At 58.9% G+C, this 16768-nt stretch carries 10 protein-coding genes and 2 pseudogenes; 2 read left to right on the top strand and 10 right to left on the bottom strand.

Annotated features, from left to right (window positions below; translation table 11 throughout):
• Nucleotide 1 precedes the first annotated feature (1 nt).
• The 3 genes from nifE to nifD form a co-directional block, all read right to left on the bottom strand.
• The gene (gene nifE, locus RAD04_RS05490; protein ID WP_461622932.1) at nt 2-1675 is read right to left on the bottom strand and encodes a nitrogenase iron-molybdenum cofactor biosynthesis protein NifE; all 1674 of its coding nucleotides are present in this window, start codon (nt 1673-1675) and stop codon (nt 2-4) included.
• A 96-nt stretch (nt 1676-1771) separates the two neighbouring features.
• Nucleotides 1772-3328, bottom strand: coding sequence for a nitrogenase molybdenum-iron protein subunit beta (gene nifK / locus RAD04_RS05485; protein WP_461622931.1), 1557 nt, complete (start codon nt 3326-3328; stop codon nt 1772-1774).
• 71 nt (nt 3329-3399) lie between these two features.
• The gene (gene nifD, locus RAD04_RS05480) at nt 3400-4899 is read right to left on the bottom strand and encodes a nitrogenase molybdenum-iron protein alpha chain (protein WP_461622930.1); all 1500 of its coding nucleotides are present in this window, start codon (nt 4897-4899) and stop codon (nt 3400-3402) included.
• A gap of 491 nt (nt 4900-5390) precedes the next feature.
• Here nifD and RAD04_RS05475 point away from each other — a divergent pair, with 491 nt between their 5' ends.
• Complete coding sequence (locus RAD04_RS05475; protein WP_461622929.1) at nt 5391-6197, top strand: calcium-binding protein; 807 nt, start codon at nt 5391-5393, stop codon at nt 6195-6197.
• A gap of 890 nt (nt 6198-7087) precedes the next feature.
• Here the strand turns inward: RAD04_RS05475 and RAD04_RS05470 are convergent.
• The 5 genes and pseudogenes from RAD04_RS05470 to RAD04_RS05450 form a co-directional block, all read right to left on the bottom strand.
• Nucleotides 7088-8333: pseudogene (locus RAD04_RS05470) on the bottom strand (cysteine desulfurase).
• Nucleotides 8330-9637: a Fe-S cluster assembly protein SufD gene (gene sufD, locus RAD04_RS05465; RefSeq protein ID WP_461622928.1), complete on the bottom strand. Its 1308-nt coding sequence runs from the start codon at nt 9635-9637 to the stop codon at nt 8330-8332. Before sufD ends, RAD04_RS05470 begins: the two are co-directional and overlap by 4 nt.
• A complete protein-coding gene (gene sufC / locus RAD04_RS05460; protein ID WP_461622927.1) occupies nt 9634-10410 on the bottom strand; it encodes a Fe-S cluster assembly ATPase SufC in 777 nt (258 codons plus the stop codon). The genes sufD and sufC overlap by 4 nt, the downstream gene beginning before the upstream one ends.
• 273 nt (nt 10411-10683) lie before the next feature.
• Nucleotides 10684-10906 (bottom strand): annotated as a pseudogene (locus tag RAD04_RS05455) (Fe-S cluster assembly protein SufB); the annotation flags it as partial.
• A gap of 204 nt (nt 10907-11110) precedes the next feature.
• Nucleotides 11111-11305, bottom strand: a complete 195-nt coding sequence (locus tag RAD04_RS05450) for a 4Fe-4S binding protein (RefSeq protein ID WP_461622926.1) — start codon at nt 11303-11305, stop codon at nt 11111-11113.
• 1123 nt (nt 11306-12428) lie between these two features.
• Here RAD04_RS05450 and RAD04_RS05445 point away from each other — a divergent pair.
• Nucleotides 12429-13124 carry a response regulator gene (locus RAD04_RS05445; protein ID WP_461623173.1) on the top strand — a complete coding sequence of 232 codons (696 nt, stop codon included), beginning with the start codon at nt 12429-12431 and terminating at the stop codon, nt 13122-13124.
• Between the two features lie 844 nt (nt 13125-13968).
• Here RAD04_RS05445 and RAD04_RS05440 read toward each other — a convergent pair.
• Both RAD04_RS05440 and RAD04_RS05435 read right to left on the bottom strand, forming a co-directional pair.
• Nucleotides 13969-15171: a methyl-accepting chemotaxis protein gene (locus RAD04_RS05440; protein WP_461622925.1), complete on the bottom strand. Its 1203-nt coding sequence runs from the start codon at nt 15169-15171 to the stop codon at nt 13969-13971.
• Nucleotides 15172-15527: 356 nt separating this feature from the next.
• Nucleotides 15528-15962: a NolY gene (locus RAD04_RS05435; RefSeq protein WP_461622924.1), complete on the bottom strand. Its 435-nt coding sequence runs from the start codon at nt 15960-15962 to the stop codon at nt 15528-15530.
• Between the last annotated feature and the right edge of the window lie 806 nt (nt 15963-16768).

Here is a 16768-nt window from a genome sequence, read left to right as displayed (position 1 = left end):
CCTATTCTGCGGCCTGCCGCATGGCAGGCGGCAGGCAGACCGACATCGCTGTCAGGATGTCCTGGATGCGGTGCCTGCAGCATCCCCCGTATGCGTCGGTGTGCTCTCTGACAGCCTCGACGCTCGTCAGACCGTGCAAGCGGATTGCATCTTCGATCGTACCGCGATCGACTGTGTTGCAGAGACAGACCCTTTTTGCACGGCGGCTCACCTCCAAAAGCGCAGGGGTTTCGACGACCTGCTCGCCTGTCTGCGCAATGGCCATGGGCATGGGCGGCTGGCCATCCTTGGCGGTATCGTCCCATGGGGCCGGCCGGCGCAGCTGCTCCCACATCGGGTTGAACAGCGCCTTGTCGATTTCCTCGACCAGCTTCACGATTCCCAAATAGCCCATATAGGCATGGGAGCGCTCCTGGTTGATGTCGAGCCAGGGCATCGCCGCCTTCAGCGCGACGAATTGCGACTTGCCGCCGGAGAGCATGATGTCCGCTTTTGCGCCCTTCAGCATCTTGTACATGTCGCGAGGCGCCATGTCGTCGATCATATGGGCGTCCTGCCCCATCCGCTGCTTGATGCGCTCCTTGTCTTCGTCCGTGGATTTTTTGACGCTGGTACCGACCAGCTCAAGGCCGGCCTCCTGCAACGCGGCCGGCACGGACCAGGATTTCACGCCACCTGTGATGAGGAGTGCCCTCTTCCCGGCCAGGCGGGACCTGTAGGATCCGATTTCCGTCCACGCACGCGCCTCCTCCCGCGCTATGACTGCCTCGGTACGACCGATCAGATCTGCCGGCGCCCCGCGCGCGACCAAGACGCGTGCAATGCTGCGCAGCGCGTCGCTGGAATCCTGGATGCCGTAGAACGAGCCTTCGAAGAACGGGATGCCGTAGCGCTCTTGCATTTTGCGTGCGACAATGATCATCGACTTCGAACACACCAGCATGGCGGCGCGAGCCCGATGCGATGAGGCAACTTCACGATATTTTCCATCCCCGGAAATGCAGGAGAGGATACGGATGCCGAGTTCGTCGAACAGCGGCTTGACCTGCCACAATTCGCCCGACAGGTTGTATTCGCCGATCAGGTTGATGTCGCAGGGCGTGGTGTGGTCTGGCTCTTCGGTGCCGATGACATGATCAAGCAACGCTTGCCCGGCCAGCTTGTTGCCGAGGTTTTTCGAACCCACGAAGCCGGGCGAATTGACCGGAATCACGGGCTTGCCGAATTTCTGAGATGCCGCCTTGCAGACGGCATGGATGTCGTCGCCGATCATGGCCGGAATGCAGGTCTGATAGACAAAGATCGCCGCCGGATTGTATTTCTCCAAGATCTCCCTGATTGCCTTGTAAAGCCGCTTCTCGCCGCCAAACACGATGTCAGTCTCGTTCATGTCGGTGGTGAAACTGGTCCGCCAGATGCTGGCACCGGACGACGCTGAACCGCGGTTGTCCCAGGAATTGCCCTCACAGGCGATCGGGCCGTGCACCAGATGAGCCACATCGGTGAAGGGCTGCAGCGCGATCTTGGCGCCATCGAAGGCGCACCCGCCCGCCGCACTTCCAGGCTTAGGTTGTTTGGTGCAGCCCTTTTTGCGGTCAGCCTCCGACTTGTCGGTGTTTTTGGCGCAGCCCGGCTCGTTGAAAACATCCAGGATTCTGGCCGAAAGCGAACTCATCGGTCTCTCCTCTCAATCGCGCTTATGTGAGATCAGCTATCCCGCGCTGAAGCCATCGCCGATGTTTGCCGGCGATGACTTAAGCGTCTTTCGTCATCAACGAATGATGTCAAAGCTATAGTCGGTGCCTGCCACGCTGGTCTTCCTGTCGATCTCGTCAAAGATCTTGTCGAGGATCTTCACCAAAACGTTCATGCCGCCTTGATAGCCCCACACCGGAGAGCGGTGATGGTGATGCCGATCAAAAATGGGGAAACCGATGCGGATCAGCGGGGTGCCGGTATCGCGCTCCAGATATTTGCCATGCGTATTGCCGATCAGGAAGTCGACCGGCTCCGTGAACAGCAGCGATCGCATGTGCCAGAGGTCTCGCCCTGGATAGGCATGGCAGTTCTGGCCGAACGGCGAGCTCGCAAACAAGGCCTGCATTTTATCATGCCAGGCCTTGTTGCCATTCGTGGACAGCACATGGACCGGTTCGGCGCCCAATTCGAGCAGGAAGGCAGTTAGCCCATAACAAAGGTCTGGGTCGCCGTAGATCGCAAATTTCTTGCCATGGATATGCGCGCTGGAGTCAGCCATCGCGTCGACCAGGCGGCCGCGCTCTCGCGCCAGCGCCTCGGGGATGTCCTTGCCGCTGATGCGCGATAACGCCATGAGCAGTTCGTCGGTCGCGGAGACGCCGACCGGATGGTTGAAAGCCAGGACCTCCTGGCCATGGCCGGCGATGAACGCAAGCGTTTTTTCCGTGCACCATTGCTGCGCAGATATCGTCGCCTTCGCATGAACCGCGTTCGCGGCGTCTTCCAGCGTGGTGCCGCCGTCATACATCCTGAACTCGCCGTCGGTCGGCGTATCGAACACATCGGAATTGTCGGCGAGGATGGTGTACCGGACGTCCATCAGGTCGAAGATGCGCTTGATTTCACGGGTATTGCCAACAGTGTAGCCGTCAAAGCCGCCGATAAAATTGATCTTCTCGTTGGGGATGCGCTCGAGCTTCGCCGCCGTTCCGGCTTTACCGTCCCAGAAATGCTCAAGGATACCCTTCAGCGCATTGTCATAGCCGGTGATGTGGCTGCCGACGAAGGCTGGCGTGTGCGCGAACGGCACATCGAAATGCTCTGGGACAGACCCTCTCTCCTTGGAGGTCTTGATAAAGGCGTTGAGGTCATCCCCGATCACCTCCGCCATACAAGTCGTGGAGACCGCGATCATCTTGGGCTTGTACATGTTATAGCTGTTGGCGAGCCCATCGGCCATGTTGTTCAGGCCGCCGAAGACCGCGGCATCTTCCGTCATCGACGAGGAGACGCAGGAACTTGGCTCCTTGAAGTGCCGCGACAGATGGCTGCGATAATAGGCGACGCAGCCCTGGGAACCGTGCACGAAGGGTAGCGTGCCCTCGAATCCAACGGAGGCGAAGACCGCACCGAGCGGCTGGCAAGCCTTGGCAGGGTTTATCGTTAGCGCTTCCCTCGCAAAGTTCTTTTCGCGGTATTCGGGCGTCTTCGACCATTCCCTGATGCGTTCGACCTCCGCGGGATCTCGAGGATTCTCGAACATCTTCTTCTTGTTGGCCAGCATCTGCTGGTATTCCGGACCGCGGAACAGCTCGACATGATCGAGCACGTGTTCTGCATTCTGCGCCATTTCGTGGGAATCCTCTTGAAAATCGTGGTCAATGTCGGCTCGACGCCTCGGACGAGAGGCGAAAAGGCCGCTTATTCCGCAGCCAGGAGCCTCGGTTCTGCGACAGCCTTCCAGGGCGCTTTGGTCTTCTTCCAGATGGGCGAGTTGATAGCCATGTCCATGTCGCGCGCGAAGATCGGAAAGCCGTCATAACCGTGGTACGGACCCGAATAGTCCCAGGAGTGCATTTGCCGGAACGGCACACCCATCTTCTGGAACACATATTTTTCCTTGATGCCCGAGCCGACCAGGTCGGGCTGCATCTTCTCAACGAAGCGCTCGAACTCGTAGCCATTGACATCATCGTAGATGAGCGTGCCGTCCTTGACGTAATGCTGGGCGGTGCGCTGATAGTCATCGTTGTGGCCGAACTCATAACCGGTGCCGACGACTTCCATGCCGAGGTCCTCGTAGGCTCCGATCACATGGCGCGGACGCAATCCGCCGACGAACAGCATCACGGTCTTGCCTTCCAGGCGGGGGCGGTATTTTGCGACCACCGCGTCAACAAGCGGCTGATATTTCGCAATCACCCGCTCTGCTCCCTCCTTGATCCTGTCGTCGAAATAGCCCGCGATCTTGCGCAGTGACTCCGCGATTTTTGAGGGACCGAAGAAATTGTATTCGCACCACGGAATCCCGAACTTCTCCTCCATGTGACGGGAGATGTAGTTCATCGAGCGGTAGCAATGCAGTATGTTGAGCTTCGCCTTCGGTGTGGCCTCGAGCTCGGCCAGCGACCCGTCTCCCGACCACTGGGCGATCACGCGCAGCCCCATTTCTTCCAGCAGGATTCGAGACGACCAGGCATCACCGCCGATATTGTAATCTCCGATGATCGCAACGTCGTAGGGCGTTGACTCGAAGCGGGACTTCTCGGGCGTGAGCCTGTCGAAGACCCAATCGCGCACGGCGTCGTTAGCAATATGGTGCCCGAGCGACTGCGAGACGCCGCGGAAGCCCTCGCAGCGGACCGGCACGATCGTCTTGCCGTCATACTCCTTCGACTTGGCTTTCGATACCGCCTCGATGTCGTCGCCGATCAGGCCGATCGGGCATTCCGACTGGATGGTGATGCCGTTGTTGAGCGGGAACAGTTCCTGGAGCTCGTCAATAAGTTTAACGAGCTTCTTGTCGCCGCCGAACACGATATCCTTCTCCTGGAAGTCGGAGGTGAACTGCAAGGTCACGAACGTATCGATACCGGTCGTGCCGGCGTAGTAGTTGCGCCGCGACCCCCAGGAGTACTGGCCACACCCCACCGGACCATGGCTGATATGGATCATGTCCTTGATCGGTCCCCAGACCACGCCCTTCGAGCCCGCATAGGCGCAGCCGCGGATCGTCATCACGCCGGGGATGGATTTGAGATTAGACTTAACTCCGCAATCCGCCTTCCCGGCCTCATGAACGTTCAGGTGCTTGGCGCGCCGTTTCGCGGTCTTGTCAGGATAGACGGACAACACCTCCTGGATGAGTTCCTTATTTCGGGCCTTGATCTCCTCGATGCTTTCGGTCGTAGCCAAGCTCATACTGATATCCTTTGAGAGTTAGCGAGACGGCGCTCAGCCAAGAGTTCAGCAACGATCGTGCCAGCCGCGCGCAAGCGCAAAAATCAGCTGAGTTGGAAGAACATAGCGTTGTCGGCAAGCCCGGCCGGACTGTGTTGCAAACCCGACATCGGGAGCTTCTCCATAGACGGACTCGCTTGCGCCTGTTCGATAGAAAACAAGGACCAGCGCGTGCCATTGCACCGCTGATATTCGACTGCAAAGCGGTAGCCTTGGGGTGGGCTTGGGGTGGGCTTGGCGCGCCCGCTGGCGACTGCATCATAGCCCGGCGGGCAACAGCTCAAACCGGTCGCATTAGCTGATGCGCTGAGATGTTACGCCAGAGAAGCGCATGCGGATGTATCCGCCATGTCGATGCGTTCTATCAAAACAATGAATTATTCCAATTGGCCGATGAGCAATATGAACGGGCCAGGTAGCGTGGTGGGGCTGTCTAACAAGGAGTATTCGCGGTGGACAAACCAATTCTCGGCGGTCCGGGCAGCAATAGTCTCTTTGGCGGCGACGGTAACGATATAATCACCGACCCCAAGGGCGATGACTGGATCGACGGTCGAGCCGGAAACGACGTCATCTCGGCCGGCGAGGGCAATGACCGAGTGTTCGGTGGCACGGGCAATGACAACATCTTCGGCGAGGAGGGTAACGACTTTCTCTATGGCGACAGCGGTCCCGACAAACCGCGAGTCGCCAATGAGGGCAATGATAAACTTTACGGAGGTCCCGGCGACGACGTCCTCTTCGCCGGTGACGGCAGGGATTCCCTGACGGGAGGCACCGGCAACGACACCTTTGCGTTCCAATTCCACAACCCGGTCCCCGGACTCGACCCACGGTACGGGCCGGCCCCCGACCACACCACTATCGTGGATTTCGCCCCCGCACAGGACACCTTCGCATTCGACGCGGTCGGCTTTGGCAGCGACGGTCTTAACGCGAACTTCCTCAATCACGTCAGCATGCGGTCTGGCAATCAGGTGGACACCTTCTACAGTGGCCCAGCCTCAGGTGCTCACGGGGAACATGTCGTGGTGATCACCGATCGGGGTTTCTCCAACGGCTCTGACGCAGCCGGTGCCATTTCCGGTGCGGCCGCCGGCGACATTATCGTCTACTTTGGATACAAGAGTATGACTGCAAATCTGGCCTGCGTCACCTCTCCGAACCACGTTGATGAGTTCGCCCACCTGAGCAATGTGCACAGCGTGGACGGCCTGGCCAGCTTGGGCCTGACCGCAGGGAACTTCACATTCCACTGACCCGCAAACCCATGCTGAACCCTGCGCCCGCCCCCACCGGCGGGCGCTTTCCTTTTCCGCTGCTTGCCAGGGCAGTGGCACGCGCAGCGTGTCAGCTTGATGAAGCTGTGCCTCGCGCGCTGGCCGCTGACCCGATCCTCCTGAAGCGCGTCGGGCAAACACCCCAAGTCCAATCCAAGTCCAATCAATGAGTTTACTGTCGCCACTTGACCTTTTCGCCTCTGTCCGAGATCAGGATAACTTCACTGAAGCCGCAATACGCTTCACGTCGAAAGGCATGAAAGCGCAGTCCGGGATTCCGGTTCGGTCGGTCGTGGTGGCAAAATAGCGGCCATCGTCTTCGCCCCGACAGCGGCAAGGCCGAAGACAGGTCTGGATCCGGCACGTCGTATAGTCCTTCAAGGTGTGGCAATCCGGGTCGGTGAAGAGGGAATAGGTCGCTGCTTCGTGGTTCACGACCGCGCTCTGCAGCACCGCGATGACCTTCTTGCCCCCGGATCGCAATCTTCCATTCCACTCTCATGAAAATCAGATTTTATGAAGTAAGATCAAATAGTTACAAAATCAACCAAGGGGACACAAAATCTCCCTCGCCGCGCCAAGACCCACTATGTCGCTAGCCAGCGCGCATGACCGCGAGCACGACCTGCGGATTGAAACGCGACTTGGCAGGGATGATTGTGAAGCTGCAGCTCTACCGCCGGATTTCGATTTCGCTCGCATCGGCCAATGCCGCGCCATTGTCCTCCAGCGCGCATGCCCTCGCTTTTTGGTCGCGGCAAAGACCGCCTCACCCGCGCCGGCAGAGGCCACATGCTAATGAGGCTTTCACGTATTGGAGCAGCGATGCGACGAAGCCATCCCTTATCGCTTGGGGCGCCGTCGCCTGTTCATGCGAGCAATTCAACGGCCGCAATAACGGCCTGCGCGAGCGCATCAACGTCTGCATGCGTGTTGTAGAGCGCCAATGACGCACGGCACGTTGCTGGCACGCCGAACCGCTTGATCAGCGGCATCGCGCAATGCGTGCCGGCGCGCACTGCAACCCCTTGCCGATCGAGGATCGTCGCGACATCGTGGGGATGGACCCCCTTCAGCTCGAAGGGGATCAGAGGCCCCTTGTCCTTCGCCGTGCCGAACAGCCGCAGGGACTTGATTTCACCCAAGCGCTCTTGCGCATACTCGGCGAGATCCTGCTCATGCGCGGCGATACGCGCCTTACCGATCGAGTTGACATAGTCGACGGCGGCCCCCAGTCCGATCGCCTGGACCATCGGCGGCGTGCCGGCCTCGAACTTGTGCGGAGGATCACCATACGTGACCCGGTCCTGCGCCACATCACGTATCATCTCGCCCCCGCCGTTGAAGGGCCGCATCGCAGCAAGGAGCTCATACGTGCCATAGAGCACACCGATCCCGGTCGGCCCGTAGAGCTTGTGACCGGTGAAGACGTAGAAATCGCAACCGATGTCCTGCAGGTCCACCGGCAGGTGCACGGCGCCCTGCGCACCATCGACCAGCACTTTGATGCCGCGGGCGTGCGCCAGCCTGACCACGTCCTTGACCGGCACGACAGTGCCGCGCGTTCGACATGTGCGTGATTGCGACCAGCTTGGTACGGGCGGTGAGGAGCTTTTCGAGCTCCTCGATGATAAAATTGCCGTCGTTGTCAACCGGCGCCCATTTGATTACGACGCCGTGGCGTTCCCGCAGAAAATGCCAGGGCACGATGTTCGAGTGGTGCTCCATGATCGAGAGCACGATCTCGTCGCCGTTGCCGATATTCGGCTGCCCATAGGAAGAGGCCACGAGGTTGATCGCTTCGGTGGCATTGCGGGTGAAGATAATCTCTTCTGAACGGCGGGCGTTGACGAACTGCGCCACCTTGGTCCGCGCCCCCTCATAGGCTTCGGTCGCGACATTGGCGAGGTAATGCCGGCCGCGATGCACATTGGCATATTCACTTGTATAGGCCCGCATGAGGCGGTCGAGCACCGCCCTGGGTTTCTGGGCCGAGGCAGCATTGTCGAGATAGACGAGCGGCTTGCCATACACCTGAATGGCAAGCGCCGGAAATTCCTCACGAACGCGCATCACGTCATAAGCGGAACCGCGAACGGCCGGATGCATGCTCATCGCCGCGTCTCCAGCCAGCGCGCGACCTGCGCGCTCACGAACTCCCGCAGACCAGCGTCTGCGATCTCCTCGATCGCCTCGCCGAGAAACGCCTGGATCAAAAGCGCCTGCGCCTCCTTCTCGGGCAGGCCGCGCGCGCGCAGATAGAACAAGAGGCTGTCGTCGAGCGCACCTGATGTCGCGGCATGGCCGCAGGTGACATCATCCGCGAAGATTTGCAGGTCCGGCTTGTTATCGGCCTTGGCCTCGTCAGACAGGAGCAGGGCCCGCGTCATCATCGTGCCCTGCGATTTCTGCGCGTTGGCGATGATGCGTCCCTGGAACACGGAATGGCCGCGATCGTCCACCACGCAGCGGAAATTCTCTTCGCTCGTGCAACGAGGTGCGGCATGATCAATCACCAGCGTGGTGTCCCCGTGCTGGGTATCCTTGAGCAGGTTGACGCAGTTGATGGAGAGCTCGGACCGCGCTCCCGCCAATGTGATGAAGCCCTGGTAGCGAGTGACAGTTCCGCCATAGGTCATGTTGAAGGAACTGACCGTCGCTTTCTCATGGACGGTGATCATCCTTGACGAGATGTTCGTGGCGTCAGCTGCATCAGCCACCACGCGCAAATGCGAAAGATTCGCTCCTTCACCAATCTGGGCGATCACCGCGTCGTGAACCTGATAGGCGCTCGCGCCATCGGCGGCAACAAAGCTTTCGACCAGGGTCGCCTGTGCGTTCTTGCCAAGCTTCAGATGCGAGCGTGTGAACGCAGACGATAAAGCCTGAGTCGCGACGTGAACGATCTGGATCGGACGGCTCAGCGCGATACCATCGCCAAGCGTGACCACGACACCGTCAGTCACCATCGCGGCGTTCAGCGAAATCACCGCATCCGTCGTGAAGGCTGTCAACAGGTCCGCCCCGGCTGGATTCTCCAGAATCTCACGCACCGTCTTAACATCGACGCCCTCGCCGAACGCCGCCAGGTCCGACAGGTCAGGCGCGAACACTCCGTCGACCAGCACCAGCTTAGCCGCGCCTTCGAGTGCAGTCCGCGCAACCGCCGCTTTTGCACGCACCAGCGCGGCAACGTCCGGTAACGGCGCTAGCGGCAGGACCGCGCGCATCAGCACGGGAAGGTCAGTGCATGTCCACTCCTCAAGGCGCGGGTGCGGCAGGCCAGCGCGCTCGAATGCGTCGAAAGCGCGGGCGCGAGCATCGGCAACAGCTCCCGCGCCAGGTAACCGTCCCCGCGCGGCGTTAAAAACGTCTCTCGCCGGGCATTCGGGATTGGTATTCGCCAGAACCAGGGTCATCGGAATATCCGCAACACGGCCAAGCCGCGTCCTCGGAAATTGGCATAGCCGGACGCTTCCAGCTCCAGCGCCAGTTCCTTGCCGCCGCTCTTCACGACACGGCCCTTCGACATCACGTGCACGACGTCAGGCACGATGTAATTGAGGAGCCGCTGATAATGGGTGATGACGACCATGGCGCGCCCCGGCGAACGCAGCGCGTTGACGCAGTCGGCCGCAATGCGCAGCGCGTCGATGTCGAGGCCGGAATCCATCTCGTCGAGGATGCACAGGCTCGGCTCGAACAGCGCCATCTGGAGCACCTCGTTGCGCTTCTTCTCGCCGCCGGAGAAGCCGACATTGACGCCGCGCTTGAGCATGTTCTGCGGGATGTTCAGCGACTTGGAGACCTCGCGAACCTTCTTCAGAAAGTCCGGAGTCGAAAATTCGCTCTCGCCGCGCGCTTTGCGCTGCGCGTTCAGCGCGGTGCGCAGGAAGGTCGTGATGGCAACGCCGGGGATCTCGACCGGATACTGGAAAGCCAGGAACACGCCCTTCGCGACGCGCTCTTCCGGATCCATCTTCAGGAGGTCCTCGCCCTTGAACAGGATCTGACCGTCGGTGACCTCATAACCGGGCTTGCCGGCGATGACGTGGGAGAGCGTCGATTTGCCGGAGCCGTTCGGCCCCATGATCGCGTGAATCTCGCCCTCGTTCACGGTCAGGGTCAGCCCGTGGAGGATCTCACGCTCCTTGATACGAACCTTCAGGCCTTTCACTTCAAGCAATGCCATTGTGTCGTTCCGTCTATCTCCTCCTGAGCGGCACCGAAGGCGCGTCTCGAAGGATGAGGCCAACAATCAATCCGGTATCCATCCTTCGAGACGGCCGCTTGCGCGGCCTCCTCAGGATGAGGTCAGAGCTAGCTGACCGCCCTTTCCAGCAGGATCGAGATCAGCTTCTGCGCTTCCACTGCGAATTCCATTGGCAGCTGCTGGAGTCGTCCTCGACCAAGCCGTTGACGACAGGGCCGACCGCCTCCTCCTGGGGGAGGCCGCGCTGGAGCACGCCCAGGTCGGCTCGATCATGGTCAGCCGGCCGCGACAGGCTTCGAGCCGCCGCAGGAGCATCCAGACCGGCTCGTTCTGTCTTCTGCGAGATGAATTTGACGGTATCTTCCGACAACCTCTTTGGGGCCTTTTCGGAGTCGACCAAGGTCTCAAACCCATAACGATACTGATCGACGTCGCTGCGCTTCACGCACTCGATCGTCTCTTGTACGGCTACCATTGGCGCCTCCGCTCGCGCAGAGACCATTCCGGCCACGTCCCGCAACGGTTATGGCGTCCCCCCGCGACCGTATCGGCCAGCGGCTCAATCAGGCCTAACGCGGGACGGACCGTCACTCTAACCAGGACACCAACAAGAAAGGCCGCAGCGTTCAATTGTGTCTCGACCGTGCTGCTCGTACTGGCCATGCGCATCGTCGCTCCGTTAAGCGGGGACACACGTGTTGGGAACCGGGCAGACAGCGGCGCATTGTGGCGTGCCAAAATGCCCCTCGCATTCGGTGCACGTCTTCGGATCGATCACATATACGTCGCGCTTGAGGTTGACTGCCGCGTTGGGGCATTCAAACTCACATGCGCCGCAGGCGGTGCACTGGGACGCGACTATCTTGTACGCCATAATGGTGATTTCCTGGGACTACAATGCCGGACGCCTTCTCCCCTTCAAGGCTCGTGCCAATGCCAACGCACCATGGTTGGCGTATCTTTGGCTCTAGCAGGGTGTATGCGGCCGAGCAGTGTGTCCCAACCCCGACACTCGAGGCACGAGCTTGATCTCGAATGGCAGCACGCTCCGACGCTTTCGGAAGGCCCGCCGAGGCATCTTGACTGTCTTTTTGATTTGCTCCTGCTGAAGCGCAGCCTCGACCTCGATGCCCGTTATCCTGATAACCTTCGGAGAGGCAATATCTGGGCGCTCCAAGCCAATTCTGCCGACGCTCGACGCCTTGCGCCCGTCAACATCTTGTTCTCGCTGCTTAAGCGGGCCTGCGAATGTCAGGAAATTCTGAAACGGGCCCGCGGATGGACTTGAATCGTACGTAGCGTCAGATTGTAGGTTTTCCGACACAGGCTGCGGGATCCTTCGGTCGCGCCAAAACTTCCTGACAGCTAGCAAGAATCGCGAATGTCTCAAGCTCTTAAGGTTGCGCAGCAATCTCATCACGCGCCTCGCGGCGGCACGTCGTCGAGATGGCCGATGCGCCGAGCGGGGGAACCATCGCCATCCGCCTTGCACCAGGAGCAAGACGGTCACTTGGAGAGCAGGGATGGCCGTCTTCGCCTCGCCCCTGCCGGATGGGAGAACGATCTGAATTCAAGTTCCACATCCGAGGCTTCGCCGGTATTCGTTATGCGGGGTGAATGCCATGCCGGCCACCCTGGCTCGCACCATATGCGTGACTTGTGCCAATGCCGGGATGGACCGGCCAATGGTCGCTGCCTCTCTATAGGCTGCAGCGTCGGGAGCGTACGTGACCCGGTTTTGGGGATCGCCAGGGTTCGACATGTGTTTTCGAGCAAGACGTATATTGTCTCGTTGGGAGCATTGGCGGGCAAATGCGCGAGGGTATCGTCACGGCCCTCGATCCCTTTAATGATTCGGAGCCTCCCTGCTGACGCCAAGATTACCGCAAGCGTTGCCGAGAACGCATGCGATCAACAGCGGATGGCCGAAGCTACCGATAGGCCGATGGACGGATCGGATAGATTGGCCGTTGACGACTGTTTCGAAAGAAGACGAAATGCGAACGCTACTGGTCGATCATCAAACCGCCTTTGCGCGTGCTGTCCAAGGAGCACTCGTGGATTGTGGGTTCGCCGTCGATGTGACACGCACTTTGGACGAAGCGGCGGCAGCTCTTGATTGCGCATGCTATGACATTCTTCTTCTTGAGTTGGCTCTACCGGATGGAGACGGCTTGGACTGGCTGAAGCAATTGAGGCGGAACGGCAAATCGATGCCCGCGATGGTGATAAGCGGTCTCAACGATCTCGATCGCCGAATTGCAAGCTTCAACGGTGGGGCGGACGATTTCCTGCCAAAGCCCTTGTCTACTGTTGAACTCATCGCCCGGATGCGAGCCATTCTGCGGCGATCAAAGCAAATGACGGCTCCGCTCATCATATTTGGGAATGTCGAATTCGATCCGATTGCCCGGCAAGCTTGGGTTGATGGGCGGCCGCTCCGCATCGCGCGTCGTGAACTGTGCATTCTGGAGTATCTGCTCAGCCATGCAGGGCGCACGGTGCCGCGCGCCTCACTGGAGGATAGCATTTATTCGTTCGACAATGAGGTCTCGACCAATGCGCTTGAGGCGGCAATCTATCGCTTGCGCGGACATTTGAGGCGGTCCGCCGCGACGCTACGGATCAGGTCCGCGCGCAGCATCGGCTACTCTCTCGAATTGAATGGCGCGCATCCGCCGCGCCATGGCTAGAACTTGAAAGCAAGACTTCCATCATTTGCGACAATGATTGCCTCGAAGATCGATGGTCAATCACCTTTGACGCCCCCTGGCGTCATTCGTTCTCCCCTGTCCAATCCTTCTTCCCTCTTTTGGGCCCCTTCTGCAATGTCCACTTCCGGCCGCAGCCCGGATCAAGCGCGATGATCGACTGGCGTATCGACCGGCAGCATGTTGCTTCAAGACCCTGATGGACTGCTCTTCCAGGAACAAGCCTTTACGCATCGTCTGTGTCCTCTGGAGAACAGAACCCCAACTTAAACCGGTGGCGTTTCAGGGCCCAGGTCACCTCATTTATCAGAGCGTCGTACCGTGCAGGAGGCGGTCAATGTCGAGGCAATATTTTTTCACATCCAATTTCGCGGACCCGTCACGGTCGATGACGAAGACCCTGAATTCGCCAGGCCGTTGGAAGGGATGACTATGGAGCTCGGATTGCGAGTGAGATCAGCATGGACGATTGTCACCAGCGCGAAGCCGACGTATTGGCGTGGATGCAAACGGCCGCATGATTGCGCGCCATCCCGTTCATCGCAAACTGCAAAGCAAGGTCGCCAACCGGTCGCGCCCCAGAGCTAGACCACAACCTGTACCACTCGCTGAGTGCGACCTTACCGTCGAAACAGAGGTTTGCAACAGCATCGCTCGATCAACTCTGTCGAATCAGCATCCGAGCTGGCCTACGAACCGCGCCCGGTTGAGCCGACAAGGGTTATCGATCCGATTATAGAGTTGCGCCTGGCCGACCAACGTGCCACTCAGCAAACTTCGTGGCGCGTTGGTTGCTTGACCTGCACTTGAACCGAGCGCACCAGTGTTACGCGCTGATCTTGGTCAAGAAGTCGCTGACCTGTCCCTGCAATGAAACGATATTGTTGCTCAAATTCTTCATCTTCCCAACGGCCTGGCCCGCCGAGGAGCCTGAGGCACGCGAGGCATCGTTGAGTTTGTCAATATCTCGGGACGCTTCGCGCATATCTGCACTGATGTTAGTAATGCTTCTTGAGATGTCGTTCGTCACGATCGACTGCTCCTCTATCGCCGCCGATATGCTGCTGGATATCTCCTGCAACTTGTCGATTATACCGGCGATGTCACTCATCGCCGCAGTCGCAAGTTCCGTCCTCTGTTGAATGGCAAGAATTTGAGCGTCAACCTCGCTCGTCGCTTTTGCCGCCTGCGCGGCAAGATTCTTCACTTCCCCAGCCACCACTGCAAAGCCTCGCCCCGCTTCGCCGGCTCGCGCTGCCTCGATGGTTGCGTTGAGCGCTAGCAAATTGGTTTGCGAGGCTATGCTCTCGATCATTTGGACGACGCTGCTGATCTTCGTCACCGACGCGACGAGCTCACCTAACGTTGCTTCAGCGTGCCAGGTCTTGTCACGCGCAATTTGCGAAATGTTCGCTGCCGTCGAAACTTGTCGGCTGATTTCCGAAATCGAAGCCGAGAACTCCTGAGCAGCCGAAGAAACGGCGGTCGAGTTTCCTTCGGTCTTCTTCACCATTTCGGTCATGGCTTCAGTGCGAAGACAGACATCGCCCGTTGAAGCTGTAATTTCCGATGCGACCGCTTGCATGTCCTGCATTGAGCTCGCCACAACGTCGACGACCCGCGACACATCGCTGTCAAATCTAGTCGCAAGACCCAGCCTCTCTTCTCGCATACGAACCAGGTCGGTTATATCCTGCCATACACACACGACTACCGGACGGCCGCAGAATTTCGAAACAACAAGACTTATCCTGACCGGAATGGAGGATTGATCTTTGCGCCGAAGCCACCATTCGATCGCGACATGGCCTGACCGCGTCACAACCTCATTGGTCTGTTCGAACATCTGCGCAACAGTCTTGCCGTTCGGTTGAGGATCGAGCGAAAGCGAGGCGATACTCAACCCTTTCAGTTCTTCTCCACTGGAGAACCCGAGCATGTGAGCTGCAGCGTCGTTGGCGAGCACGCACTTGTCCGCATCATAAACCGTGATACCGTCCTTGATCGTTTCGAACGCCTTGATCGCCATCGCGTCGTCCAAGGTCACTGCTGACGCCTGCCCTCTCCTTGACGTCAGGACCGAAAGGACCAACATAAATCCGCCAAGAACGAGCCCGCCCCAGAAGTGAAGTGACAGAACGTCTGCATTAGCCGCAACTGTCGCTGCCGGGACAGACAATGCCAGAGCGAGACTTGATATCCGACTGCGCCACATACTTCTAATTCCCCAATTGAATCCGGCGTAAGTGGGCGTATCGAACCTCAATTAAGACTTCTCTTACGTGACTGTCCTGTCGGCAACGCTGTGTGCATTTTTACATATATCACCTTCTAAACAACGAAACCGACCTCGATCCAACCCACATGGGACGCAGCAAGATTTGATCAAACGGCAGAAGCAACGGCGACTACAAACCTGATGAGTAAGCCCAGCTCGAACTCAGCTATGACTGCACGTCCCAGAATGAGCGCGGCCATCTGCCTTCGGTTAGCAGGCGTTCGCATTTCTTCCGGTAGCGCGGCAACTGCATCATCAAAGATTCGTGCCAAAACCGATAGCTGTTCTGGTTCGCATACGCTGCGGTAGTCCTGTATGACTCGCCCAACTCCACTACTTATGACCGCGCCGCCGGCTCGCTCGTCGCGGTTTACCCAGAGACCGAGCGCTGCGGTTATAAGCTCGATTGTGAGCTCATTCAGCAGTTGCGTCGCCTCCTGCCCGTTTTTGCCGTCATTTATTAGCCTTGCCAGCTCTTCGATTTGAAGCTCGATGCTCCGCTTAAGGTCCTGGACACGCGAATTGCGACGAGGACTATGCACGATGTGTTCTACAGCGCGCGGTTCAGCTGGCCTTGGCTGTGGACCTGTCCTCGCTGGCACGACGAAAAACCTTTGACGCGTCTGTGCAAGTGAAACGAGAGAAGTCGAAGAGGTAGCGCTCAAAGCACCGTCGCCCGATACGCTCGTTTCAGGCGCTCGACTGGCCGCTTCGGTAGACCCGTCCCCACTCATAGTCATGACTGCCTCATGCACCCTTCTGGCACGCAAATTTGAAGATCGAGACCTGCCGGCCAGCCGATTGCGCAGGGCTGCCCGACTGCCTCATCAATTGACAATCGACCTTGACGACCTGCGGCGTCTCAGTTCCAAATTCACCGGCGCGCTGAGTATCCAGCGTTTAAGTCGATCGGTAAAATCGATTGTTATAATCGAATGTATCCACGGCCTGGATACAAAGGCGGATCGCTATACGATTCCAGCCATAGATAGTCTGGTCTTGGCTTGAATGGACAGATGCGTCTCAAGGGCAGGCCGAAAGGCGTTGAGCTCGCTTGCGAGCCCTGACCCCCGAGGGCTAGATGGATCCGGCCGCATTAAAAAGGGCCCGACCCTTTTGGGGCCGGGCGAAGTTCAGTCTGGAAGGAGCGATGCTACAAGACATCGCACCAGCTTCCGTCGGCAGAAGGAGGGCTACCGGCGGTTCATTTACGGCGAGGGCATTCGCCGTTAACCTTGGCCATGAGCAGGCTGACATCCCTGACGAACACACCGTGCTGTCGCGGCTGACTGCTCTATAGACAATGCGCTTCAAGCAATCCGGCCCAACACTTGCGCGTAGGCAAGTC

The sequence above is a fragment of the Bradyrhizobium sp. 25ACV genome, from assembly GCF_054863005.1.
Note: the sequence above shows the minus strand (reverse complement) of the source record. Positions and strands in the feature narration are given on the sequence as shown.

What these genes read in the sequence shown, in the direction of transcription:
- nifD (WP_461622930.1), bottom strand. Translation starts at nt 4,899, where the DNA reads ATGAGCTTGGCTACGACCGAAAGCATCGAGGAGATCAAGGCCCGAAAT.
- nifK (WP_461622931.1), bottom strand. Translation starts at nt 3,328, where the DNA reads ATGGCGCAGAATGCAGAACACGTGCTCGATCATGTCGAGCTGTTCCGC.
- nifE (WP_461622932.1), bottom strand. Translation starts at nt 1,675, where the DNA reads ATGAGTTCGCTTTCGGCCAGAATCCTGGATGTTTTCAACGAGCCGGGC.
- RAD04_RS05440 (WP_461622925.1), bottom strand. Translation starts at nt 15,171, where the DNA reads ATGGCGATCAAGGCGTTCGAAACGATCAAGGACGGTATCACGGTTTAT.
- sufC (WP_461622927.1), bottom strand. Translation starts at nt 10,410, where the DNA reads ATGGCATTGCTTGAAGTGAAAGGCCTGAAGGTTCGTATCAAGGAGCGT.
- RAD04_RS05450 (WP_461622926.1), bottom strand. Translation starts at nt 11,305, where the DNA reads ATGGCGTACAAGATAGTCGCGTCCCAGTGCACCGCCTGCGGCGCATGT.
- sufD (WP_461622928.1), bottom strand. Translation starts at nt 9,637, where the DNA reads ATGACCCTGGTTCTGGCGAATACCAATCCCGAATGCCCGGCGAGAGAC.
- RAD04_RS05445 (WP_461623173.1), top strand. Translation starts at nt 12,429, where the DNA reads ATGCGAACGCTACTGGTCGATCATCAAACCGCCTTTGCGCGTGCTGTC.